This is a genomic window from Acinetobacter sp. GRABPA_MV_2, from assembly GCF_056725885.1.
On sequence record NZ_JBWZNA010000006.1, the window covers coordinates 137782 to 163361 of the forward strand.

Here is a 25580-nt window from a genome sequence, read left to right on the forward strand (position 1 = left end):
TAAAGATCATGATGACTGAAAATTTAATACAAAAGCTCAAGCACTGTAGTATCAGCTTGCTATTCGCTAGTATGGCCTTAACGGGATCTACAAGTATTTTTGCGAAAAGCCCAGCCGATCCGAATAAAGTTTTACGTTATGTATTTCCAACAGCTGAGACAGGTTTCGACCCGGCTTATATCCATGATTTATATTCTGCGCATGTAACCACATCGATATTTGAAACTCTATATACCTATGATTATTTAGCAAGGCCGGCAAAACTTATTCCGCAAATAGCAACCGCTATGCCAGAAGTCAGTGCCGATGGTTTGACCTATACCATTCGCATTAAGAAGGGAATTTATTTTACACCAGACCCTGTTTTTAAAGGCAAACCTAGAGAATTAACAGCCAATGATTATGCGTACTCTTTTAAGCGTTTATTGGACCCGAATCTGCGCTCTCCAAATAGCTGGTTATTAGAAAACAAAATTGAAGGTATGGATGCTTTAGTGAAAGCAGCCAATAAGTCCGGAAAATTTAACTATGATCAAAAGGTTAGTGGTTTACAAACACCTGATAAATACACTTTGGTGATTCGTTTAGTTAAACCAGACTATAACTTTCCTTTATTACTGGCCCATGACCCGACAGGTGCAGTGGCACGTGAAGTCATCGAAAAGTATAAAGACAAAGCTGGTTATGTAATGGGCCATCCTGTAGGTACGGGTCCTTATGTGCTGAGCAAGTGGGTACCAGCATCTCGTATTGTTTTAAAAGCGAATCCTGATTATCGCGGCTTTACTTGGAACTTTACTGCCAGCAGCCCTGAAGATCAGGCAATTGTGAAGCGACTTAAAGGTAAAAAAATGCCTCAAATCGGCACAATTGATATTCAGGTGATGGAAGAAAACCAATCGCGGTGGCTAGCATTTCAGCGTGGTGAGGTTGATATATTTCAGCTTGAAGGTCAATTGGTCGCAAAAGCGATTAAAGACGGCAAACTAAGACCTGAACTTGCTAAAGATGGTGTGCAGTTGTCTCGCATTGTTGACCCCGAAATTAGCTATATTTATTGGAATCTTAAAAATCCAGTTGTTGGGGGAATGAGTAGAGAAAAAATTGCTTTACGCCGTGCGATTGCGATGTCTCGTTCGATAGATCAAGAAATTAAACTAGTAAGAAATGATGATGCACAGCGTCTACATTTTCCAATTCCACCAGGTGTAGTGGGTAATGACCCTCAATACAGAACCAGTACCCCATATTCGGTGAAAGCAGCAAATTTACTATTAGATAGATATCACTATAAAAAAGATGCCTCAGGTTGGCGTACGCAACCAGACGGAAAACCTCTGGTCATTGAATATATGGCGCGTAGTGACAGTATTGGGCAGCAAAGCGCTGAGCTCTGGAAGAAAAATTTTGATAGCTTGAATATCCGTATGGTCTTTAAACCCATGCTTTTTGCAGATCTTATTCGTGCGCAAAAACAGTGCGACGGTATGTTCGGGTCTTCTGCATGGATAGCCGATTATCCAGATGGTGATAATTTTATGCAGAATTTTTATGGACCCAATACCCATATGACGAACTGGTCTTGTGGTTCTATACCAGAGTTTGATCAGTTGTATCGCCAAACGCAACAAATGCAAGCAGGTGCTGAGAGAGATGCACTTTATCGAAAAATGGCACGGTTGTTAGAAGTGTATATGCCTGTCCAAATCTCTTATGCACGCTACCGGAATATGCTGGCTCAACCAAAAATCATTGGATATAAGAAGCATCCAATTTTACATGCAGAGTGGATGTATTTCGATATTGATACAAATACTAAATCTAATCATTAAATGAAAAAAATTGGAGATACGATGAAAAATAATGCACTGAAAATGACAACCTTATGTGTGTTGACCATGGGTATAAGTCAATTTGCAACAGCAGAGACAACACGTCCTACTTTGCCATTACTTAAAGCACAACAACTTCCAGCATGGTGTGATGCGAATTTAAAAAAGATTCAGAAAGAGATTTCAAATTTTGAAAAAACGCCTGTTAAAGATAATGCAGCAGCGGCACTTATATTGGCAAAGTGGGATAAAATTTTTGCGCATTTTGAAGATTTCTCAGGTCCTATAAGTCTATATAGTAACGTAGACCCAGATGCAAAGTTACGTAAAGCAGCAGAAGATTGTGAAATCAAAATTAATCAGTTTCACACTGATATATTTCAGAACCCGAAGCTATATAATTTAATTAAAAATACACAAGCAACAGACCCAATTGACCAAAAATACCGTCAAGATATCTTAGATCAGTTTGAAGATACAGGGGTCCAACTTGAGCCAGTAAAGCGTGCAAGAATGAAGGCTATTCTGGATGAGCTGACTAAACTCGAACAAGAATATGCTCGTAACGTCCGTGATAATCCGGAGAAACTTGAGTTTACTCCTGAAGAGATGAAAGGCTTACCTCAAAGTTATATTTCAGCATTAAAGAAAAATGCTAAAGGCAATTATTTATTAGGTTTTGAGTATCCAGAGTATCGTCCTTTTATGGAGTTGGCAGATAATGATGATGCTCGAAAAAGATATCAAATTGCCTTTACTCGACGGGGTACTGAACAAAATTTAAAACTACTTAAACAGGCAATTGATTTGCGTTATGAGCTTGCACAGTTATTTGGAAAAGCAAGTTATGCAGATTGGGTTTTAAAAGACCGCATGGCAAAAACGCCCGAAGCTGTAAATCAGTTTTTGGCAGAAGTACAAAAAACAGTAGCACCACTAGAGCGTAAAGAAGTAGAAGAACTCCGAGCATTTAAAGCAGAAACTTTAAAAACGCCGTTAGAAAAAACCAAGATAACGCGTTGGAGTGAAGCTTATTGGAGTGAAAAGCTTCGTAAGAGCAAATATCAGATTGATCAGGAAAAACTTCGTGATTATTTTCCAACTTTAGCTGCTCAAAAATGGTTGTTTGCCATTTCATCTGACCTTTATGGTATTGATTTTAAACCTGCCAAAGTTAAAGCATGGCAGGATGAAGTTGAATATTACGATGTAGTTGACAAAAAAACAGGAAAGCTTCTTGGTGGCTTATATATGGATAAATTCCCTCGTGAAGGGAAGTATGGCCATGCTGCCGTTTGGGGAGTATATGGTGGTAGTACATTAACAAACCGCTTACCAGTTTCAGCACTAGTCACGAACTTTAATCGTAAAGGGCTAAATAGCGATGAGCTTGAAACTTTTGTTCATGAGTTTGGTCATGCTCTACACGGTATTTTGTCAAATACACGTTATGCGAGTCAGTCTGGAACCTCTGTAGAGCGTGATTTCGTAGAGGCACCATCTCAAATGTATGAAGAGTGGGCACGCCGTAAAGAAACCTTATCTAAAGTGGCCGATTATTGCGATCCAGCCTGCCCACGTGTTGACGATGAGTTAATTGCCCGTTTAAAAGCTGTACATAACTATGGTCGTGGCTTGCGTTATGCACGTCAAACTCTTTATGCACAGTACGATATGTCATTGCATACTGCTGATGCATTAAAAGTAAAACCTTTAGAAAATTGGCAAAAAATGGAAGCTGCTACAGCTTTAGGTTATGTACCAACAACCGAATTTCCGGGGCAGTTTGGGCATTTGATGGGGGGATATCAAGCCGGTTATTACGGCTATATGTGGTCTGAGGTTCTAGCTTTAGACATGCTTTCTGCTTATGGGGACAATCTTAATAACCCACAAGTAGGGCAACGTTACCGTCAAACGATCTTATCGCAAGGTAGCCAAAAACCAGCAGCTGAATTAGTTAAAGATTTCCTCGGTCGTGATCCTGACAATAAAGCATTCTTTAACGAAATTACCGGACAACGGGTTAAATAAGGAATTATCACTATGCTGGCATATGTTATTCGGCGTTTATGGCAGATGATTCCAACTATGTTGGGGGTAGTCTTACTTATTTTTATTCTTTTTAACTGGGTAGGTGGAGATCCTGCCTATATTTTAGCGGGCAAGATGTCTAATCCTGAGCAGATCGAAAACATTCGTAAGCAGTTAGGTGTCGATCAACCTTATTACGTTCAGCTCTGGATTTTCATTAAACAAATACTGACTTTTGATTATGGTGCGAGTTGGAGTACTGGCGAACCTGTTTCTCAAATTATTTTAACCCGATTAGGACCCTCACTCACGCTTCTAATTCCACTGACTATTTTACAGACTGTTATTTCAATTATTTTGGCATTGGCTGTTGCTGCGGTACGTGGATCTCTAACTGACCGCATGGTCATGATGCTATGCACTATCGGCATGTCGATCAGCATCTTAGTTTACATTATCGTTTTTCAATATGTTCTTGCGTATCAGCTAAGTTGGTTCCCTGTACAAGGCTGGAGCGACACCTTTACTGATAATCTATTTAAGTTTGCCTTACTGCCAATTCTAATCATGCTGGTGGTGAGTATTGCACCGACTTTACGTTTATATCGTAGTTTTGTGCTTGATGAAATTAATCAGGACTATGTTCGAACAGCACGTGCTAAAGGTGTAGGTGAAAGCCGAATTTTAGGTGTACATGTACTGCGTAACGCTTCAATTCCCATTATTACCGACGTGATGTCAACTTTACCTGCATTGCTCATAGGCGCATTTTTAATTGAACGTTTTTTTGGTATTCCCGGGATTGGTCGAGAGGTGATTATTGCAGTTGAGCGCAGTGATTTTCCTGTTATTAAGGCAATTACAGTTTACATCGCCGCAGCAACTATGATTTTTAACCTGATTGCCGATTTGGTCTACAAAGTGGTTGATCCACGTGTACAGTTGAAGTAGGTGGGCTATGCTGAGCGTTTTATCAAAAAGAAAACAACAAACAAAAGCTGAAGCCCATTCATCTGGCTTGTGGAAACTTGCCATGCGACGTCTTCGGGCCGACAAGATCGCGATGTCATCGCTAGTGATTGTATTGCTTTATTTTATTATCTTGCTTCTATCAATGACTGGTGTAATTGCATCTGACTGGAATAAAGAAGTTGCTGTGAGTTATGCGCCACCAACATTTATAGGGGCAGATAAGACAACAGAAGCTGGACAAAATTCAGCAGCAATTGAGGAGGAGTTACCAGAAAACCCAGTTGATCCTTTAAAAGATGTAATTAACAAGCTTAAGGCTGAAATTAAACAAGAAAAGAGTGCTGGAAGTGCAATTGATTATTATGGTGTAGTTGACCCATTAGCCGATGATATGAAAGCTATCGATCAGCAACTGGGCGGACATTTACTTGATCAGCAAGCAGAGCTTAAAAGTACCCTTGTCTTTGGAGCTGATAAATGGGGACAGGACGTTTTAAAGAAAACTATTAAAGGTGCTGAAACTTCAATTATTGTTGGGGTGATATCGGCTTTACTTGCAGTAGGGATTGGTACACTTTTAGGCGCAATTTCTGGATATTTCGGTGGTTGGGTGGATGATATTCTCAACTGGTTTTATAACATTTTTACCTCAATTCCATATTTATTATTAGTTCTCGCTATTGCTGCCGTACTTCAACAAAAAGGCATTTTATCCATTGTTCTGATTTTAGGTTTAACGGGCTGGACGGGTGTTTATCGTTTAATTCGTGCAGAATATATGAAGCATACTGCACGTGAGTACGTTCTGGCTGCTAAAGCAATTGGTGTTGGACATTTCCGTCGTATGTTCATTCATATTTTCCCTAATGTCAGCCATATTGCTTTGGTTCAGATGTCAATTTTGGTGGTGTCTTTTATTAAATCTGAAGTCATTTTGAGTTTCTTAGGCTTCGGTGTACCGGTAGGCGTAGTGTCTTGGGGGAGCATGTTAAATGAGGCACAAAGTGAACTTCTTTTAGGCAAATGGTGGCAGCTTGTAGCAGCCTCTGTCGCAATGGCTGTTTTAGTTACTGCATTCTCTATGTTTACTGATGCTCTTCGTGATGCATTAGATCCAAAACTAAAATAAGAGGAAACCCTAATGTCAAAACAAGAAAATAAGAATGTGCCATTACTTCATATTGAAAATTTACGTGTAAGCTTTAAAGGTGAAGACAAAAAGTATATCGAAACTGTAAAAGGAATCTCCTTTGATATTCCAGCAAATACCACTGTTGCTTTAGTTGGCGAGTCGGGTAGCGGCAAATCGGTTACTTCTTTGGCAACTATGGGATTACTTCCTGTCGGTCAGAGCAAAATTGATGAGCAAAGTAAAATTATATTTGAAGGAAAAGATTTACTGAGCTTATCCCGTAAAGAGATGCGACAAATCTGTGGTAAAGACATAGCCATGATTTTTCAGGAGCCGATGTCATCATTAAATCCTGTTTTTACGGTTGGCAATCAAATTGCAGAAGTTTTGTGTTTACACATGGGGTTGAGTCGTAAACAGGCTCGACAACGTGTTTTAGAGTTGCTTAAAGAAGTAGGTATTCCTTCACCTGAAACTAAAATTGATGCTTATCCAAATCAACTTTCGGGTGGTCAACAACAACGTGTCATGATTGCTATGGCGATTGCTTGTGAACCTAAACTGCTGATTGCTGATGAGCCTACCACTGCACTTGATGTTACGATTCAAAAGCAAATTATTGATTTGCTCGAGTCATTGCGTAAGCGTCGTCAAATGTCGATGCTTTTTATTACCCACGATTTAGCATTGGTTGGTGAAATTGCAGATAAAGTCATTGTAATGCGTCATGGCGAGATTAGAGAGCAAGGTGCTGCTGATCAGGTCCTTGAACAGCCTAAAGATGTATATACGAGAGCTTTGTTATATTGCCGCCCGCAAATGTCACAACGACCTTATCGTTTGCCTGTGACGAGCGATTTTATGCGTCAAGAAGATGATGTATTGGTCGAACAAAGTTTTGACGTTTCAGAAATTCCCGAGCGCAAACGTGGTTTAAATGGTGATGAGCAAATCATCTTAGAAGTAAAAGACATGAAAAAAAGTTTTTATAGCCGTAAAGGCCTATTTGGCAAAGAAGAGTTTCAGGCCGTTAAAGGAGTTTCTTTTAAACTTGCTAAAGGAAAAACCTTGGGTTTAGTCGGTGAGTCAGGTTCAGGTAAAACGACTGTTGGGCTATTACTCATGCGCTTACATCAGGCATCTGGTGGGCAGGCTTTTATCGAAGGTAAAGATATTCTTTCATTAACTGAAAAAGAGTTTGCTAAATATCAACGGAAAATCCAAATCATCTTTCAAAATCCTTATGCGTCTCTTAATCCACGCTTTACCATTGGGCAGATATTACTAGAGCCTATGCAAATTCATGGTATTGGTAAAGATGATGCTGAGCGCAAACAAATTGCGCTTAGTTTGCTTGAGCGAGTCAATCTGCCTGAACAAGCTTACTACCGATATCCGCATGAGTTTTCGGGTGGTCAACGCCAACGTATTGCGATTGCGCGCTGCTTAACGCTAAAGCCTGAAATTCTAATTTGTGATGAATCTGTTTCTGCACTTGATGTATCTGTACAGGCACAAGTACTTAATTTATTACAAGACTTACAAGATGAGTTTGGACTTAGTTATATCTTTATTTCACATGATTTATCGGTCGTGAAATATATCTCTGATCAGGTTATGGTCATGAATCATGGCGAGGTTGTTGAAATAGCCAATTCAGATGAACTCTATGCACATCCTCAACATGATTATACTAAACGACTATTACAGGCGATTCCTCAAGGAATTCAACACCTTTCATAAGCGTAAAGTTATGTCGTTAAGGGCACTTTCGAGTGCCTTTTTATTTGGTTTATATGGTAAATGCTTATAAAATAAAAGAAGTAAATGTAGAGTATTTTATTCTTGTTATGTGCGCTAATTTTAAACCTTTAACGCTTGCCCAATTACAGCAACTTCAGTTGCCTGTGGTCGGCTTTAGCTATGCCGAAGAAGTTTATCCTGCAGGAACAATGCCACTATTATTCAAATCATCACAAGGGTTTGAATGGCGTGAAGTGATGTTTGGATTGGTTCCTAAATGGGCTGAAGATACAAACATAGCAAAACATACCTACAATGCCCGTCATGAGACTATTTTTCAAAAACCTAGCTTTCAAGAAGCCGCACTTAAATGTAAATTCGGTGTGATTCCAGTGAACGAATTTTATGAAAGTAAGTATATAAATGATAAACCTGAGCGGTGGAGTGTTCGCCGTAAAGATGGGCAGGCTTTTTTCATCGCAGCAATCTATGAAATTTGCAAAATTAATGAGACGGTTATACGTTCTGCAAGCATGTTAACTATGGACGCCATAGACCATCCCATGATGAAAGACTTTCACGAACCAGGCGATGTTAAACGATCAGTTATTGTGATTCCACATGATCGACTAGAAGAGTGGTTAAGTTTAGAATCATCTGATATTTCCAGCTTTATAGAAGGCTTTCCGGTTGAAGAATTTGAATGTTCTCATGTGCCAAAAGAAAAAGTTATAAAACCGACACCACAGTTAAACATGTTTGACTAATCTATCTAAAATAAGATCAGGTTATTGATGTCAAATTTGAATCAATAACCTATATCACTTATTCAATATTTTTACTTAGTGTTTGTACCTCGGAATCTTCAGCTAAATAGCTCAATTCAATCGGTGAAATCACAAAAGTTGTATTATCTGAGGTCTGTTTAAATACAAAACCATATTCAAAAGATTGGCTATTTTTACTTGGTAACCAGAATAGATAAGGACAGCCTGTATAGCTACCATCCCAACCCATTTCTCTAGCGAGAGCCAACGCTGTATCAGATTTCGCTATGATTTCTTTGAGAGATTCTTTATCTCGTGTTGAAACATCACCATCATCATCTGCAAATGTTTGTAGAAACTCATTTAAGGGCTTAAGGTCTTCCCAGTTATGTTCTATTGTAGAGAAATGATATCCATATAGCATCATGTGCACTTTCTTCCATCTTGTTATTGTGTTCTTGAACATACCAAGAAATATATGAAAAGGAAATGGATAAATCTGATTTAAGTTGTTTATTTTTCATAACTTATAGATTGTTTTTTGTACGGAATAAAGACTTTTATAAATATTAAAATTATTCATATTACCTAAATAGCATAGGCGGAAAGCAACGCCCTAATGATTAAGATAAATTACTATTTTAGTAAATCAAACTGTTGGCGAATATAGAATTGTTCATAATTCACCTATAATAGAAGTGAAACTATGTAGAGCATATTTATGTTTATAACAACTACACGCCCACAAGATAATTTAATTAATCAACTTCTGCCGATTTTGGAACAGGCGAGTCAGATTTTACTAGAAGAATATCAAAACTATTCAGCGGGTTATGAGTTTACTATTCATGAAAAGCAAGATGATTCACCTGTAACCCAAGCAGATCTAAAGGTAAATAGATTTTTATTAAAGCATCTTGCAGAGATTACTCCAGAGTTGCCTGTATTGTCTGAAGAAAGTGATTATAGTGCCCGTCATGACTGGTCTACTTGTTGGATGTTAGATCCGCTTGATGGTACGAAAGAGTTTATACATGAACGTGATGAATTTACGATCAATCTAAGCTTGATCAACGGCAAAGAAACAGTTTTCTCCGTTATTGCCGTGCCATGTGAACAAGTTGTGTACTTAGGATATCTGCAAGATTTACCTTTTAAATATAGCTTTAGCCAACAACAATGGTATCAATATCAGGTTAGTTCAACTTCGCTAGATGCACCTATACAAATAGGACTTAGTCACGGTAGTAAAAATCCAAAATACCAAAAATTTATTCAACCTATTGAAAAAGAACATCGTATTATTCGACGAGAAGCTGGGAGTGCCTATAAGTTTTGTATGATGTTAGAAGGTGAAATTGATATTTACCCACGCTTTCATCCTACTTCTGAATGGGATACCAGTTCTGGTCAAGGTCTGTTAGAAAGTATAGGCGGTGGTTTACTTACTCTTGATGGAAAACCTTTTGAATATAACCAAAGAAGCACGGTTTTAAATAAGGGCTTTATCGCTTTTCGTGATCAGGAAAGCAAAAAAATAGCATTTGAAGCATTAGCCCAATCAGGTGTTATCGATTGAGAGTTATGCCAGACATGTTATAGTGGCAAAGTATTGAAAAAAGATGACAAGATAAAGATGGCACTCGATTTATTGCCTAAAAGTATGTTTGAAGCAATTGATTTATTGCCCGATGCTTCAACTCCTGTAACCTTATTTACGCGCCATTCTTTAAGAGAACTTGTAGATGGGCAGGGCTTGGCTGGTTATGATCTCCAACTTACTCCTCAAGGACGTGAGCTTGCGCAGGCATGGGGTAATTACTTAATCAAAAATACAGATCGTGTTATTCAGCATTGTATTTCAAGTCCAATACAACGCTGTGTCGATACGGCGGCACTCATGATTGAAGGGGCTGACGATGTAAGTCCTCAATCAAATACTCATACGATTGAAATTATTGAGCAAGGGCTACTTGTTGAACCGGGTAGCTTTGTGTTGGATATACAACAAGCTGCTCCTTATTTTAAAAAGCAGGGTGCTTTAGGTTTTATTAATAGTTTTGTAAATAATGCATTACCTGGTATGAAACATCCCATTACGGGTGTTTTAGATGTACTAGAGCTTATTTACCGGACTCATCCAAAAACTAAAGGCGGTCTTAGTTTAGCCGTGAGTCATGACACGATTATTGCAGCAATTGTTGCTGTAATTTCTGGCGAGAATAAAATTAAGAAAGAAGACTGGCCGGAAATGATGGAAGGATTATTTGTCTGGTTTGAAGGTGAAGAGTTTCCAAATTGTAAATTAAAGTGGATTTGGAGAGGAAAGGCCTATGAGCTGAATGTAGCTAAATTTCATAAAGTGCTATAAGCTCAAAACAATAGATAATAAAAAAAGCCCTATTGGGCTTTTTTTACATGTTCAAATTAGTTAGCTAACGCTTTAACTTGAGCATTTAAACGGCTCTTATGACGAGCAGCTTTATTTTTGTGGATGATGCCTTTATCAGCCATGCGGTCGATTACAGGAACAGCTTTTTTGTAAGCTTCTGTAGCAACAGCATAATCACCACCAGCGATTGCACTTAAAGTACGTTTAATGTAGGTACGAACCATAGAACGCAAGCTTGCGTTGTGTTTACGCGCTGTAACGTTTTGACGCGCACGTTTTTTAGCTTGAGCAGAGTTTGCCACTCTTGCACTCCTTGAAAATAAGTTGGTCTGGGCGGGCTGTGGTCAATTCAGTAAACTGGTGTAACCATCACCAGCCCGTAAACAAGTGCCATATTGTGATGAATCAACACCGTGAAGTCAAGCCTTGCGAGCATTTTAAGAGGTTTTAGGGGCTGCTAAAACGGTAAGAAAAGGTTAAATTTGATACAAACTTAAAGAGGGTTGGATAAAAAATGACTATAAGTACTAAAAAAGCAATTGTGATAGGTGCTACGGGACTTGTGGGTTTAGCGCTTGTCGAACAGCTTGAGCAAACAACAGAATTTGAAGCGATTACTGTTGTGGTAAGAAAAGAATCACAACTACTTAATACATATAAAAAAGTTACTCAACTCATTATAGAGGATTTTTTATTACTCAATGATGAAGATGTGAATGGCCATACCCATGCATTTAGCTGTCTTGGAACAACATTAAAATTGGCAGGCTCAAAACAGGCTTTTTACGCTGTGGATTATGAAATCAATGCTCATTTAGCAGATTTAGTACAAGATAAACATATTCATCTATTGCTAGTGAGTGCCCTTGGAGCAAATGCAAACTCTCCAATTTTCTATAATAAAGTGAAAGGACAATTAGAAGATTATATTGAGAGTCTAGAACTCGAAAAACTATCAATTTTTAGACCGTCTTTACTGATTGGTAAACGCAGCGATGTACGGTTTATTGAAGACTTAGGACAAAGTCTATTTAAACTTATCGAGAATAAATTTCAAAAGCCATTCAAATATAAGCCAGTAACTGCGGAGCAATTGGCTCATACGATGGTCGTAGCGGCGCTAACGCAAATTGAAGCCTTTAAACGATATGATAATCTGAGCATACAACAAACTCGATAAGGGAGTATTAAAGTGTCGACAGTACCGTTTGTAACATGTGATTTATTAGATGATAACCCTGAAAAAGACTTACAGGTTGTAATCCCATCAATGGATGGCAAGTTCTTTCAAAGTTATGGAGCACGTAAAACTTTTGGGGGGCAGGTTGTAACAGTAAAGTGCTTTGAAGATAACTCACGTGTAAAAGAGTTATTGGCAACAGATGGTACAGGTAAAGTATTAGTTGTGGATGGTGGTGCATCTATGCGCTGTGCACTCATGGGGGACTTAATTGCTGAGTCAGCAGTTAAAAACAACTGGAATGGTGTAGTGATTTACGGTTGTGTACGAGACGTTGATGCAATTGCGACCTTAGATTTGGGAGTACATGCATTGGCTGCAATTCCGCAAAAAAGTAATCGTAAGGGCATTGGTGAGGTAGATATTAATTTGTATTTTGGTGGAGTCACAATTCAATCTGGTGATTTTATCTATGCTGATAATAATGGGATTGTGATAGCAAAAGAAAAATTAGTCTAATTCTCTAATATAAAGGAAGGCATGATGGTGATTCATCAAATTAAGGTACTTCAAGCAGTTATATCTGCAATTGCTGAAGGTGGGAGAGGTGTTTCAGGAACAGCATTTCCACAACAACCTGTAAAAGCTTTGAAATTATATGAATTTGAAGGTTCACCATTTTGTCGTCGCGTTCGTGAAGTGATTACACTTTTGAATCTGGACGTTGAAATTTATCCATGTCCTAAAGGTGGAACAAAGTATCGTTCAGTGGTAAAAGAAAAAGGCGGTAAATTACAGTTTCCATTTTTAATTGATGAAAATACTGGCGATCAGCTATATGAATCACAGGATATTATTCATCATTTATTTAAACATTATGGTAAGACCGGGAAAACACCGCAGAAATTTTCGAGTTACCCAAACATGCCTTATGTTGCAGTTGCAGGAACTATATTAAATGGAGCTCGTGGAATATGGATAAATAAAAAAATTGTTAATAGAGCTTCACCTGAACAAAAACTTGAGTTATGGAGTTTTGAAGCAAGTCCGTATTCACGAATTGTAAGAAGTCTACTCTCTGAACTTGAGCTTCCATACGTTTTGCATAATGTGGCAAAAGAGAGATGGCAAGATATGGGACCTGCTATTCTTCGCTTAAAACCAGGGAAATATATACCTTTAGAAGGTGGAAAAAGGGAAAAGCTATTGCCGATTATGCAGGATAAAATGCAGGTGCCTTATTTGGTAGATCCAAATACGGGAGTGAAGATGTTTGAGTCTGCTCAAATCGTAAAGTATTTAAAAAAGCAATATGGGCGTTAATTAAGGCTAATTTGAGTAAGAGTTTAAGGCGTTTTAATTAAACTCTTATTAACATCAGATTTCTTAACAGGTTGTATGAAAAAAATATGAGTATGCTAAATTAATAAACTTAAATACCTAAAAAGGCATATTTTATGGAATGTATGAGAATTCAACCTGTAACGAGTGCTCCTGGTGAAAATGCATTATTTATTGTATTGGGACTAGCTCAAGGTGATTCTGTAATAGAAAAAGTAAAAGATTTTGCTGCTAATTTTTCAGCACTAACCAGAAGTCTAACTAACCGTTATCCAGATAGTAAATTTAATGCTACTTTAGGTTTTAGCTCCAATGCATGGGATATATTGTTTCCAGAGCAATCCAAGCCTCAAGAGTTACAACCATTTCAAGAAATTAGAGGTCCGAAATACACGGCTGTCTCAACTCCAGGTGATTTATTTTTTCATATTCGTGCTGATCGTCAGGCCTTATGTTACGAGTTGGGCAATATAATTAATCAACAGCTTGGTAAGGTAACTTATCCAATTGATGAAGTTCATGGTTTTCGTTATTTTGACGGACGAGCAATTATTGGCTTTGTAGATGGAACGGAGAATCCTGAACCAGTTATTGCAGCGCAGTGGGCATTGGTAGGTGATGAGGATCCTGATTTTATCGGGGGAAGTTATGCTTTTATCCAGAAATATACACACGATATGGACAAATGGCGTTCATTAACTGACGAAGAGCAAGAAAAAGTGATTGGTCGTAAAAAGTTCAATGATGTTGAGCTCGGCGATGATGAAAAACCTTTAACTGCTCATAATGTGGTTAGTAAAGCTCATGATGCGGAAGGTAATGAACTTAAAATTATGCGAGCTAATATGCCTTTTTCAAATCCTTCTAGAAATGAATATGGCACATTCTTTATTGGCTACTCGCGTAAATTTAGTACAACCCGACAAATGCTTGAGAACATGTTTTTAGGCAATGAGCATGGTAACCTAGACCGGTTACTTGACTTTAGTACTGCTCAAACAGGTACTTTATTCTTTGTACCGACTGTAGATTTTCTTGATGATTTAGGCGATGAATAGTCGTTAATTTAGAAGACTTAAATGATGGAAGTGACTAGGTTACTTCCATCATTTAAATTGAAATAAATATGATGTGATGAAATGTTTAAAAAGATAACGCAGCTTTTTCAAGGCTCGAAAGAGACACCTGAACAAATTTACTTGCAAGAGAACCAATTAAAATTTGATTCTGAACGTGGGCCTATTATTAATGATGTATTGATTAATCAGAAATGGTCAGAGCATCTGGAATATTTCTCAAACCGTAAATTACAGAATTTTGATAATCTTCAAAAGTTATTTCAAATTACGCCACAAATTAATGAAAAGATTGATCTAGAAATTGCAACACAGCGTTATGTTGCAAGATTAGAAAATACTCAAGAAAAACTACTTCAACTCAAAGCGATTATACAAATATTGAATCAATATTACGTTTTGTTTTTGCGTGATAAATAATCATAGTTGATTGATTAAAAAATATAAAAAGTAGGGCCAACTAGTAGTTTGATTTTCAAAAAAATAACTCATTTCACTAAAAACATCATGCTACTATTGAGCTCATATCTTCTTAGCTGATAAAAGCCATATACATGTTTCAACAAGAAATCTCTCAATTGAATTTACAACAGCTCAAAGCCGGTGAAAAGCGTTGGGTAGGGTCGTTATTAGGTTCATCTGCTGCATTATTATTCAAAGAAATTTCCGTTCAGCATTCATCTTTGCTCGTTGTAGTAGCTCGAAATAACCAACATGTTGCTCAGTTAGAGAGTGAACTTGAATTTTATGGCATAAAGCCGACAATTTTCCCTGATTGGGAGATTCTGCCTTATGATCGCTTGTCACCTCATCAGGATATTGTTTCAGAACGTCTCGCGATTTTATCCAATATGCCGCAAAAAGGTGTATTGCTCATTTCAGCAAGCACTTTAGTTCAAAGAGTTGCACCATATTCTTGGGTTTTAGGTGAGCATTTTGATATTCGTGTGGGACAAAAATTTGATTTAGAACAGCAGAAGCTACGTTTAGTACAAGCTGGGTATCATTTAGTAGATACAGTTTACGACCATGGTGAGTTTGCTGTACGTGGCAGCATCATGGATATTTTTGCATCAGGACAGGAAGCACCTATCCGTATTGACCTATTTGATGATGAAATTGATACTTTAAAATTCTTTGATCCAGAAACACAAAGAACAACAACTACTTTAAAAAGTTTTACCGTCTTACCAGCAAAAGAGTTCCCATTAAAAGAAGCTCGTTCAATTTTTAGAGATCGTTATTCTGAACTTTTTCCGACTGCAAATCCTAAGAAAAACCCAATTTACCAAGACGTTCTTGATGGTATCGCATCTCCGGGAATCGAGTTCTATTTACCGTTATTTTTTGATAAAACCCAAATGCAATCCCAGAGTACACTTACAACGTACTTTCCAAAGAATTGCATTGTAATTACAAATGATGATGTGGATGTTGATTTAACCAGTTTTTGGAAAGAAGTTTTCCGTCGCTATGAAGATAGACGTCATAACGCAGACCAGCCAATTCTCCCACCTGATGAGTTATTTATTGCACCAAATAACTTACTAAGTGCCTTAAATCAGTTCCCACGTATGCTTGTGAGCGCTGAAACAGTTGAAGAAAAAGCTGGGGCTTTAAATCTTAAGGTTGAGCAACCACCTAAGTTGCCAGTTGATCCGAAAAAAGACAAACCATTTGCCGTAGTTAAAAAATATATTGATGAAGCAAATCATCCTGTTTTATTGGTTGCAGAAAGTGCTGGTCGACGTGAAAGTTTAAGAGACGGTTTGCGTGCCAGTTTGGGAGATATTCCTAGTATAGATAGTTTTGAGCAATTCCAGAAAAGTCAGTTTGCGATTGCGATTACGAATGCGCCATTAGACCGTGGGTTGCTTTTAACCGATCAATTGTCTGTTATTTCAGAAAATCAGTTATATGAGCATCGGGTAGTTCAACGTCGTCGTAAACGTCAGCAAGAAGTTTCAGAAGAGTTCCTAATTCGTAGTTTGACCGAATTAAGCATAGGTGCTCCTGTTGTTCATATCGATCATGGTGTCGGGCGTTACGCGGGATTAATTACTTTGGCAATTGAAGGGCAAGATTATGAATTCTTGCAACTAGACTATGCTGAAGAGGCAAAAGTTTATGTGCCCGTGACTAACTTGCACCTCATTAGCCGCTATAGTGGCGGAGATCCAGATTTAGCACCATTACACAAAATTGGAACTGACGCGTGGAGTAAGGCTAAACGTAAAGCTTTAGAACAAATTCATGATGTTGCAGCAGAGTTGCTACATATACAAGCACGTCGTCAGTCAAAACCTGGCTTTGGTTTTGAAGTCGATCAGTCACTTTATATGCAATTTGCAAGCGGATTTGCGTACGAAGAAACACTTGATCAAGCCAATGCTATTGAAGCGACGCTTTATGATATGCAACAAGCTAAACCGATGGATCGACTTGTTTGTGGGGACGTTGGTTTTGGTAAAACAGAAGTTGCGATGCGTGCGGCATTTGTTGCGGTGCAAAATGGCAAACAGGTCGCTGTATTAGTACCGACGACATTACTTGCTCAACAGCATTATGAATCTTTTAAAGACCGTTTTGCCGATTGGCCTGTTCGTATTGAAGTATTATCACGTTTTGGTTCAAATAAAACCCATACGAAAAATATTGAAGACCTTGCTGAAGGCAAAGTCGATATTGTGGTGGGCACCCATAAACTTTTACAAGAAAATGTGCAGTTTAAAGATTTAGGCTTAATGGTGGTCGACGAAGAGCACCGTTTTGGGGTGCGTGATAAAGAGCGTATTAAAGCATTACGTGCAGATGTAGATATGTTAACGCTTACAGCTACACCAATTCCTCGTACGCTTAATATGGCTTTTTCGGGAATGCGTGATTTATCTATCATTGCTACACCACCAGCCCGTCGTTTAGCTGTTAAAACCTTTGTACAAGAACATACTGAAGCATCTATTAAAGAAGCGATCTTGCGTGAGTTACTACGTGGTGGCCAAGTATATTTCTTGCACAATGAAGTTGATACGATTGAGAGAGCAGCTGAAAATATTCGTGTGCTTGTCCCTGAAGCTCGTGTAGCCGTCGCCCACGGACAAATGAGGGAAAGAGAACTTGAGCAAGTCATGCAACAGTTCTATCACAAAGAATACAATGTATTGGTATGCTCAACCATTATTGAAACCGGAATTGATGTTCCAAATGCCAACACTATTTTGATAGAAAGGGCCGACAAACTAGGTTTAGCTCAACTACACCAATTACGTGGCCGTGTAGGACGTTCACACCACCAAGCCTATGCCTATTTATTGGTTCCTTCGATAAAGCATTTAAAAGGTGATGCTGAAAAACGTCTAGATGCAATTCAGCGTGCTTCAACTCTTGGTGCTGGTTTTATGCTGGCTACAGAAGATTTAGAAATTCGAGGCGCAGGTGAGCTTTTAGGTGAGCAGCAAAGTGGCTCAATGCAGGCAATTGGATATAGCCTATATATGGAAATGCTGGAAAAAGCTACTAAAGCGATTCAGCAAGGTAAAACACCGAATTTTGATGCGCCTTTATCATTAACTGCAGAAATTAATTTACACATTCCTGCACTAATTCCAGATGAGTATCTAGGTGACGTGCATCAGCGTTTATTATTCTATAAGCGTATTAGTAATACAGATACCCAAGAAAAGCTCGACAATATCCGTATGGAGCTTATTGACCGTTTTGGAGTTCCACCGCAATCAGTTAAACACTTATTTAGTGTTCACCAAATTCGACTGAAAGCTGAACAGCTAGGGATTACTAAGATCGATATTAATACGCAAGGTGGCAATATTGAATTCTCGCCTGATACACCTGTTCAGGCCATTAGTATTATTCAACTCATGCAAAAGCATCCAACCTATTATCGTATGGAAGGTGGTCAACGTTTAAAGGTTATGGTTCAGCTTGAAGAACAGGAAAAACGGATCCAATTTATTAATGATTTATTAGCGAAATTATTGAATGAATTACATGCTTAAATAGTGTTTTAAAGTGATTTTCATTCCATATAAATTCTTTGTATGTTGATAACAGAGTTTTATGCACAATTTCTCGGTCTGTTGGGGTAATAAGTGCATAAAATCATTGTTATTTGTAATCAAACCAGACACTAGCAATACTCACATCAAAACTGATGTGATAGTATTAGCCATTATTGTTTATTGTCATTTATAAAAGATATGTTTAGTTTGCATCCACAACTTGCTCAAGATACTTTTTTTGTAGGCGATTTCCCGCTTTCAACATGTCGTTTAATGAATGATATGCAATTCCCTTGGCTGATTTTAATCCCTCGTGTGCCGGGAATCACAGAATTATATGAGTTGAGCCAAGCTGACCAAGAACAGTTTTTACGTGAATCAAGTTGGTTATCTAGCCAGCTATCTCGTGTATTCCGCGCTGATAAAATGAATGTTGCCGCTTTGGGAAATATGGTGCCTCAATTGCATTTCCATCATGTTGTACGTTATCAGAATGATGTTGCATGGCCTAAACCAGTATGGGGTACACCTGCGGTTCCTTATACAAATGATGTGCTGGCTCATATGCGTCAAACTCTTATGCTTGCGTTACGTGGTCAAGGTGATATGCCATTTGATTGGCGCATGGACTAAATCAATGCAATGCCACATTTATATGAATGTGGCTACATTGAGGTGTGGAGGATAGGGTGCAATTAGAGAGGTTTATCGATAGAGAGCCTAAGCAGTTTGCATATTTTCATCGCTTGATGGGATATTCAATTCTGTCATTAATTTTAGTGATCTATGCTTTTACCTCACCTAATACAAATTATCAGATCTATGTTCCACCTTTTTTCCTGTTCTTACTTTTTATTAGTTCGAAGTTAGAACACTGGCTTCAGTACCAATTCGATAAAAAAACTCAAAAAAGTGTTTTCTTTGCGATCGATGCAATTGTTGTAGCCGTTACCTTAGCAGGTCTGCATCTTAATTTGGTGCCTACATTTATTGCACTTTTTGCATTATTTTATTCAGCAATTAATAGTCGTATTTCTTTCGCAGTCATTTGTTTGACTAGCTTGTTAGGCGCGATTATTTTTTATTTAAGTACTTTCTTTTTATTTGGTTTTTATACATATTTTGAGCCTACTAGCCAAGAGTTGACTGTAATTACACTTCTTGGCTTGGTTATGTTTATTACTATCGGAAACTACTACCAGCATCGTTGGGTTAAAAAAATCAGTCAGCAGCGTCAACATTACTATGATCAAATGACCCGCTATATTGCTTTTGCTAATCAGTTAAGCCGTTATGCGCCATTACAGTTATGGCAGTCTATTATGCGCGGTGAAGCTGAAGCAAAGATTGAATATAAGCGTAAAAAAATGACGGTGTTTTTTTCAGATATTCAGGGTTTTACAGAGTTATCAGAAACTTTAATTCCAGATGATTTAGCATTCTTGCTTAATGATTATTTAAGTCATATGACGGAAATCGCTAAACAGTATGAAGCCACAGTCGATAAATTTATGGGAGATGCCATCCTCATATTTTTTGGTGATCCAAATTCACAAGGTGTGGAACAAGATGCCAAAGCATGTGTAGAAATGGCGATCGCTATGCGTCAGCAAATGAAATTGTTGCGCGAGCGCTGGAAAAAGATGGGTTACTCAGCATTGCATATCCGAATGGGTATTAGTACTGGTTATTGCCACGTAGGAAATTATGGGGCAACCCATCGTATGGCTTATACGATTGTGGGTCGTGATGTAAATTTAGCGGCTCGTCTGCAATATGCTGCTGAAATAGATGAAATCTTAATTTCAGACGATACTTATCAATTAATCAAAAGTGATTTCCTCTGCGCTCCCAAGACACCGATTTATCTAAAAGGTATTCAAGGTGCGGTAAAGACATGGCAAGTGATGGAGAAATATACAGGGAATAAGTCAGATCATCAGCAATGGTTTGATTACGAGTATAAAGGCTTTCACTTGGTGCTTAACTTAGAAGAAGTACAAAACTATGAATATCCTGAATTAGTAGAAGTGCTTGAGAAAATGATTCAACGAATTAAAGTTCAACAAACTTTAGTGAATACTCAAGGTATAGCGCAGTTAAGACTTGAAGATGAAGTTAAGCCTTTAGAAATAGACCAACAAGATTAAGTTTAGAGTTTATAAAATATAAAAAAGCTGCTTTTAAAGCAGCTTTTTTATTAACACGATTAATGATTTTCTGAAGCATGGTTAATTGTATATTTAGGAATCTCAATTTCTAAATCTTCATCCACAACTTTTACTTGGCATGAAAGGCGAGAATCTGGTTCAAGACCCCAAGCACGATCTAAAAGATCTGCTTCAACATCATCCATTTCTTCTAGGCTATCAAAACCTTTACGAACTACTACGTGACATGTTGTACAAGCGCATGACATGTCACATGCATGTTCGATTTTAATTCCTCGATCCAGCAAACTTTGACAAAGATTTGCATTCTGTTCAACTTCAAATTCTGCACCTTCAGGACAAAATTGAGCGTGAGGAAGTACTTTAATGCGGGGCATATTGATCACCTATACCTTTAGTTTGAATTTGACCAATCTTCAAGTTTTGTACCTTTTAAGGCGTGGTCAATATGTCGATTCATACGTAGTGCAGCAAAAGCATCACTATGTACTTTAAGTTGTTCTACAGATTTTTCAATCGCTTGAATATCATTGCTATCAAGTTGTACTTTAAGCATATTTTCAGCGGTTTTAAGTGCTTCGAGCTGCTCAGCGTTGAGTAAATCAGCATCAACTTTCAAAGCTTGTTCTAATGCTTCAAGCTCACGTTGAGCTTCAACTTTGGTTTCTTTTAAATGACGCAGATTTTTGTCTTCTTCTGCGTGTTGGAAACCTTCAATTAATAAGCGTTCAGTGTCAGACTCTGATAAACCATAAGATGGTTTAATATCAATTTGAGCTTGTACACCTGAAGTTGTTTCACGAGCTGAAACGGTAAGCAAGCCGTCTGCATCTACCTGAAAGGTAACTTCAATACGTGCTTGACCAGCAGTCATTGGAGGAATGCCATGAAGAACGAATCTTCCTAACGATCGACAGTGCTCGACTAAATCTCTTTCACCTTGAACTACATGAATCAGCATGGCAGTTTGGCCATCTTGATAAGTAGTAAACTCTTGGCGGCGAGCAACCGGAATAGCTGTATTACGAGAAATAAGACGTTCTACTAATCCACCCATGGTTTCTAAGCCAAGAGAAAGAGGAGTAACATCTAAAAGTAGCGAGCCGTCTTGGCTGTTTCCAATTAATTGATTTGCTGTAATAGAAGCACCAATTGCTACTACTTCATCAGGATTAATCGTGCAAAGTGGTTCTTGGTTAAACACATTGCGAACTGCTTGCTGAACAGCATACGAACGGGTAGAGCCACCAACTAAAACAACATTTTGAATATCTGATAATTCAAGTTTTGCATCACGTAAAACACGTTTGCAAACACTGATTGTTTTGTCTAAAGCAACTTGAATAATGCTCTCAAAGGTTGAGCGATTAAGTGTTAGTACATTTTCAAGTAGTTTTAATTGAACTGATTCTTGTGTAGAAAGTTGTTCTTTCGCTTGGCGAGCAGCAACAATAAATATTGCATAGCTTTCATCACTTAGCGTACCAATATTTAATTGTTTTTTAGCCCACTTAACAATGAGACGATCTAAATCATCACCACCTAAAGCAGTATGACCACCTGTAGCTAATACTTCAAAGACACCTTGTGAAAAACGTAGGATTGATACGTCGAAAGTACCACCACCTAGATCATAAATCACATAGTTATGATCTGTAGCTAAATTTGTTTCTTGATCTAAACCATAAGCCACAGCAGCAGCAGTTGGCTCATTTAATAGACGTAATACATTCAAACCAGCTAGCTGTGCAGCATCGCGTGTTGCTTGACGTTGTGCTTCATCAAAATAGGCTGGAACAGTAATTACCGCTCCATTTACTGGGTTTTGTAAGCTTGATTCAGCACGTTCTTTTAGTTGTTTTAAAATTTCAGCTGAAATTTCAACAGGTGTTTTGCGGCCAGAACGTGTCTCGAAAGCTGGCATCTCATTTTCAGAACCCACTAATTCATACGGGTGTTGAAATTTGATATCTGCTTTTGAGCGTCCCATAAAACGCTTTACAGAAACAATTGTATTTTTTGGATCAGCAATAATGAAAGGTTTCGCTTCTTCACCATAATGAGTGACATCATTTCCATAATGCACAATAGAAGGAAGAAGTCTTCTTTCTTTTTCGTCGTTAAGGACTTTTGGTTTGCCTGATAACACTGTCGCAACTAAAGAATGTGTTGTTCCTAGGTCGATACCAATCGCAATGCGGTGTTCATGTGGGGCACTGGATTGACCCGGTTCAGCAATTTGCAAAAGTGCCATGAGTTAAATCCTTTGAATATAAATTGGAAAAAGCAAATTAAAAATCATCATCTAAATCAAAGTTGTCTTCATTATCCAACAGTTGATCTTCTGCTTTTTCAATATCGTTAAGAACGCGCTGAAAGAAACGTAATTTACGTACAGTATCTCGAGCTTCGCCCCAATCTTCATCTGAGTAGTCAATTTTAAATTCGCGAACTAAGCCCTCAATCCACTGAAAAACTTCTTGCTTAAGAGTACTTAAATGCTCTTGTGAAGTTGCTTCATCAAGTTGCTCACGAAGCTCTAGAGCTGATTGTAGGAACTCAAAATCGCTAATGGATTGATCGAGGTGGTGATCTTGCTTTTTTAACGCTAATAGATAAGCAGCGCGGCTATCTACTTGCGAAAGTATTTTAAAAGCTTGATTGATTTCACTTGATTTGATCAATGCCTGATCTTTATCTTCTGCTTTATCTGGGTGATATTGCTGCTGCAAACTTAAGAAACTAGATTTTAAGCTCGCCAAATCGATATCGAGTTCTACGGGTAAATTGAACAACTCAAAATGATTCATTAGAAAGGAGGTCCACATTAATTAAATACATTAAAACAGTGCTATAAAAAGTCACTGTTTTAATGAGAAGGATGGAAGGAGAGAGGGAGTTATACAGTGAAAGACTCACCGCAACCACATTCACCTTTTTTGTTGGGATTGTTAAATTCGAACCCTTCGTTAAGGCCATTCTTTACGTAATCCATTTCTAAGCCTTCTAAATAGACAAGACTTTTTGGATCTACAAAAACTTTAACGCCAAATTGTTCGAAAACTTGGTCATGTTCATCGACAGAATCAACAAATTCGAGAACATAAGCCAACCCAGAACAACCAGAAGTTTTCACACCCACGCGAATGCCTTCACCCTTACCTCGATTTTTAAGGTAATTGCTAATATGAGTCGCAGCATTTTCAGTTAAATGAATCATGAAAACTCCAACGTTTACAATGGTAACAAATTAAGCTTTAGATTTTTTACTGCGGTAATCATCAATCGCAGCTTTAATTGCATCTTCAGCTAGTACAGAGCAGTGAACTTTTACTGGAGGAAGAGCAAGCTCAGTTGCGATATCAATATTTTTGATCGCTTGAGCTTCATCAAGAGTCTTACCTTTTAACCATTCAGTTACAAGTGAGCTTGATGCAATTGCAGAACCACAACCATAAGTTTTGAAGCGTGCTTCTTCAATCACACCACTATCATTTACCTGAATTTGCAAACGCATCACGTCGCCACATGCAGGTGCACCGACCATGCCTGTACCAACATTTTCAGAGTTTTTATCTAATACACCAACATTACGTGGGTTTTCGTAATGATCAATTACCTTTTCGCTATAAGCCATTTCGCTTCTCCAAACCTCGGGGTCAGCCTAATATTAATATGAGGGTTAAAACACTAATTTCAATAATTAGTGTTCTGCCCATTCAACTGTAGAAAGATCGATACCTTCTTTGTACATATCCCAAAGCGGAGAAAGTTCACGTAATTTCTCAACAGCGGCTTTGGTAATTGTAAGCACGTGGTCAATGTCTTCTTCAGTTGTGTATTTACCAAAACTAAAGCGGATTGAGCTGTGTGCTAGCTCATCAGATAAACCTAATGCGCGAAGAACATATGAAGGCTCTAAAGTTGCAGAAGTACAAGCAGAACCACTTGATACTGCAGCATCTTTAAGCGACATCATTAAAGATTCACCTTCAACAAAGTTGAAGCTAACATTTAAATAGTTTGCAACGTTTTGAGTTGGGTGACCATTTAAGAACACTTGTTCAAGGTCTTGTAAACCGTTCCAAAGTTTGTCACGAAGTTTACGGAGACGCTCTTGTTCTGCATGCATTGTTTTGCCTGCAATCTCAAAAGCTTCACCCATACCAACGATTTGGTGAGTAGCCAAAGTACCAGAACGCATACCACGTTCATGACCACCACCATGGATTTGTGCTTTTAGGCGAACACGTGGGCTACGACGTACATATAATGCACCGATACCTTTTGGACCATAAATTTTATGAGCGGAGAAACTCATAAGATCAATTTTCATAGTAGATAAGTCGATATCAACTTTACCAGCTGCTTGCGCTGCATCTACGTGGAAAAATGTTTTGTTGGCACGTGTTAATTCACCAATCGCCGCTACATCTGTAACTGTACCAATTTCATTGTTTACCATCATAAGAGAAACAAGAATAGTATCTGGGCGAAGGGCAGCCTTAACCATTTCAGGAGTAATTAAACCTGTTTGTGGTTCTGGCTCTAAATAAGTAATTTCAAAGCCTTGTTCTTCTAATTCACGACAAGGATCTAAAACAGCTTTGTGTTCAATTTTACTTGTAATGATATGTTTGCCTTTAGATGCATAGAATTGAGCTACACCTTTAAGGGCAAGGTTATCTGATTCAGTTGCACCAGAAGTCCAAACGATTTCACGTGGATCAGCTTTAATTAAATTTGCTACTTGCTCACGTGCATATTCAACTTTTTCTTCTGCCTGCCAGCCATAAGCGTGTGAACGAGACGCAGCATTACCAAAGGTACCGTCGAAAGTTAAACACTCCATCATACGTTCTGCAACTTGCGGATCTACTGGAGTGGTTGCTGCGTAATCAAGATAAATTGGACGTTTCAT

At 38.2% G+C, this 25580-nt stretch carries 24 protein-coding genes; 16 read left to right on the forward strand and 8 right to left on the reverse strand.

All coding sequences use genetic code 11. From position 1 onward, the window contains the following. Positions 1 to 8: 8 nt before the first annotated feature. The 6 genes from ACXM0J_RS07920 to ACXM0J_RS07945 all read left to right on the forward strand — a co-directional run bounded on the left by ACXM0J_RS07920 (position 9) and on the right by ACXM0J_RS07945 (position 8480). Positions 9 to 1832: an ABC transporter substrate-binding protein gene (locus ACXM0J_RS07920; protein WP_086264573.1), complete on the forward strand. Its 1824-nt coding sequence runs from the start codon at positions 9 to 11 to the stop codon at positions 1830 to 1832. After that, a complete protein-coding gene (locus ACXM0J_RS07925) occupies positions 1833 to 3866 on the forward strand; it encodes a M3 family metallopeptidase (RefSeq protein ID WP_086264574.1) in 2034 nt (677 codons plus the stop codon). 12 nt (positions 3867 to 3878) lie between these two features. Next, positions 3879 to 4817, forward strand: coding sequence for an ABC transporter permease (locus tag ACXM0J_RS07930; RefSeq protein WP_000881922.1), 939 nt, complete (start codon positions 3879 to 3881; stop codon positions 4815 to 4817). A gap of 7 nt (positions 4818 to 4824) precedes the next feature. Then, on the forward strand, positions 4825 to 5967 hold the full coding sequence (locus ACXM0J_RS07935; RefSeq protein ID WP_086264575.1) for an ABC transporter permease: 1143 nt from the start codon (positions 4825 to 4827) through the stop codon (positions 5965 to 5967). Positions 5968 to 5979: 12 nt separating this feature from the next. Continuing rightward, entirely contained in the window at positions 5980 to 7713 is a 1734-nt protein-coding gene (locus ACXM0J_RS07940) for an ABC transporter ATP-binding protein (RefSeq protein WP_086264576.1), read from the forward strand. Between the two features lie 107 nt (positions 7714 to 7820). Next, the gene (locus tag ACXM0J_RS07945; protein ID WP_213034385.1) at positions 7821 to 8480 is read left to right on the forward strand and encodes an SOS response-associated peptidase family protein; all 660 of its coding nucleotides are present in this window, start codon (positions 7821 to 7823) and stop codon (positions 8478 to 8480) included. Positions 8481 to 8538: 58 nt separating this feature from the next. Here the strand turns inward: ACXM0J_RS07945 and ACXM0J_RS07950 are convergent, their stop codons facing one another. Further along, positions 8539 to 8907 carry a hypothetical protein gene (locus ACXM0J_RS07950; protein WP_005069482.1) on the reverse strand — a complete coding sequence of 123 codons (369 nt, stop codon included), beginning with the start codon at positions 8905 to 8907 and terminating at the stop codon, positions 8539 to 8541. Positions 8908 to 9201: 294 nt separating this feature from the next. Here ACXM0J_RS07950 and ACXM0J_RS07955 point away from each other — a divergent pair, with 294 nt between their 5' ends. Then, the gene (locus tag ACXM0J_RS07955) at positions 9202 to 10059 is read left to right on the forward strand and encodes a 3'(2'),5'-bisphosphate nucleotidase CysQ family protein (RefSeq protein ID WP_057084950.1); all 858 of its coding nucleotides are present in this window, start codon (positions 9202 to 9204) and stop codon (positions 10057 to 10059) included. Between the two features lie 57 nt (positions 10060 to 10116). Further along, complete coding sequence (locus ACXM0J_RS07960) at positions 10117 to 10851, forward strand: histidine phosphatase family protein (RefSeq protein ID WP_002117975.1); 735 nt, start codon at positions 10117 to 10119, stop codon at positions 10849 to 10851. Positions 10852 to 10907: 56 nt separating this feature from the next. Here ACXM0J_RS07960 and rpsT read toward each other — a convergent pair whose 3' ends face one another. After that, a complete protein-coding gene (rpsT, locus tag ACXM0J_RS07965) occupies positions 10908 to 11174 on the reverse strand; it encodes a 30S ribosomal protein S20 (protein WP_002117906.1) in 267 nt (88 codons plus the stop codon). Between the two features lie 212 nt (positions 11175 to 11386). Here rpsT and ACXM0J_RS07970 point away from each other — a divergent pair, with 212 nt between their 5' ends. The 8 genes from ACXM0J_RS07970 (at position 11387) to ACXM0J_RS08005 (ending at position 20638) form a co-directional block, all read left to right on the forward strand. Continuing rightward, positions 11387 to 12052 carry an NAD(P)H-binding protein gene (locus ACXM0J_RS07970; protein WP_086264578.1) on the forward strand — a complete coding sequence of 222 codons (666 nt, stop codon included), beginning with the start codon at positions 11387 to 11389 and terminating at the stop codon, positions 12050 to 12052. 12 nt (positions 12053 to 12064) lie between these two features. After that, the gene (rraA, locus tag ACXM0J_RS07975) at positions 12065 to 12571 is read left to right on the forward strand and encodes a ribonuclease E activity regulator RraA (RefSeq protein ID WP_060465720.1); all 507 of its coding nucleotides are present in this window, start codon (positions 12065 to 12067) and stop codon (positions 12569 to 12571) included. Positions 12572 to 12592: 21 nt separating this feature from the next. Further along, positions 12593 to 13375 (forward strand): glutathione S-transferase N-terminal domain-containing protein, encoded by a 783-nt coding sequence (locus ACXM0J_RS07980; protein ID WP_086264579.1) that lies wholly within the window; start codon positions 12593 to 12595, stop codon positions 13373 to 13375. Positions 13376 to 13518: 143 nt separating this feature from the next. Further along, the gene (locus ACXM0J_RS07985; protein WP_086264705.1) at positions 13519 to 14451 is read left to right on the forward strand and encodes a Dyp-type peroxidase; all 933 of its coding nucleotides are present in this window, start codon (positions 13519 to 13521) and stop codon (positions 14449 to 14451) included. 81 nt (positions 14452 to 14532) lie between these two features. Next, positions 14533 to 14889, forward strand: a complete 357-nt coding sequence (locus tag ACXM0J_RS07990) for a hypothetical protein (RefSeq protein WP_086264580.1) — start codon at positions 14533 to 14535, stop codon at positions 14887 to 14889. A 134-nt stretch (positions 14890 to 15023) separates the two neighbouring features. Next, on the forward strand, positions 15024 to 18485 hold the full coding sequence (mfd, locus tag ACXM0J_RS07995) for a transcription-repair coupling factor (protein ID WP_086264581.1): 3462 nt from the start codon (positions 15024 to 15026) through the stop codon (positions 18483 to 18485). 201 nt (positions 18486 to 18686) lie between these two features. Beyond that, a complete protein-coding gene (locus tag ACXM0J_RS08000) occupies positions 18687 to 19121 on the forward strand; it encodes an HIT domain-containing protein (RefSeq protein ID WP_002117900.1) in 435 nt (144 codons plus the stop codon). A gap of 56 nt (positions 19122 to 19177) precedes the next feature. Beyond that, a complete protein-coding gene (locus ACXM0J_RS08005) occupies positions 19178 to 20638 on the forward strand; it encodes an adenylate/guanylate cyclase domain-containing protein (RefSeq protein WP_086264582.1) in 1461 nt (486 codons plus the stop codon). A 59-nt stretch (positions 20639 to 20697) separates the two neighbouring features. Here ACXM0J_RS08005 and fdx read toward each other — a convergent pair whose 3' ends face one another. The 6 genes from fdx to ACXM0J_RS08035 all read right to left on the reverse strand — a co-directional run bounded on the left by fdx (position 20698) and on the right by ACXM0J_RS08035 (position 25580). After that, entirely contained in the window at positions 20698 to 21036 is a 339-nt protein-coding gene (gene fdx, locus ACXM0J_RS08010; RefSeq protein WP_002117947.1) for an ISC system 2Fe-2S type ferredoxin, read from the reverse strand. A gap of 17 nt (positions 21037 to 21053) precedes the next feature. Then, positions 21054 to 22913: a Fe-S protein assembly chaperone HscA gene (hscA, locus tag ACXM0J_RS08015; protein WP_086264583.1), complete on the reverse strand. Its 1860-nt coding sequence runs from the start codon at positions 22911 to 22913 to the stop codon at positions 21054 to 21056. A gap of 37 nt (positions 22914 to 22950) precedes the next feature. Next, the gene (gene hscB / locus ACXM0J_RS08020; RefSeq protein ID WP_086264584.1) at positions 22951 to 23469 is read right to left on the reverse strand and encodes a Fe-S protein assembly co-chaperone HscB; all 519 of its coding nucleotides are present in this window, start codon (positions 23467 to 23469) and stop codon (positions 22951 to 22953) included. An 89-nt stretch (positions 23470 to 23558) separates the two neighbouring features. Continuing rightward, positions 23559 to 23879, reverse strand: a complete 321-nt coding sequence (gene iscA, locus ACXM0J_RS08025; RefSeq protein ID WP_002117986.1) for an iron-sulfur cluster assembly protein IscA — start codon at positions 23877 to 23879, stop codon at positions 23559 to 23561. Between the two features lie 30 nt (positions 23880 to 23909). Next, a complete protein-coding gene (iscU, locus tag ACXM0J_RS08030) occupies positions 23910 to 24296 on the reverse strand; it encodes a Fe-S cluster assembly scaffold IscU (protein WP_002117907.1) in 387 nt (128 codons plus the stop codon). 66 nt (positions 24297 to 24362) lie between these two features. Then, positions 24363 to 25580: an IscS subfamily cysteine desulfurase gene (locus ACXM0J_RS08035; protein ID WP_002117998.1), complete on the reverse strand. Its 1218-nt coding sequence runs from the start codon at positions 25578 to 25580 to the stop codon at positions 24363 to 24365.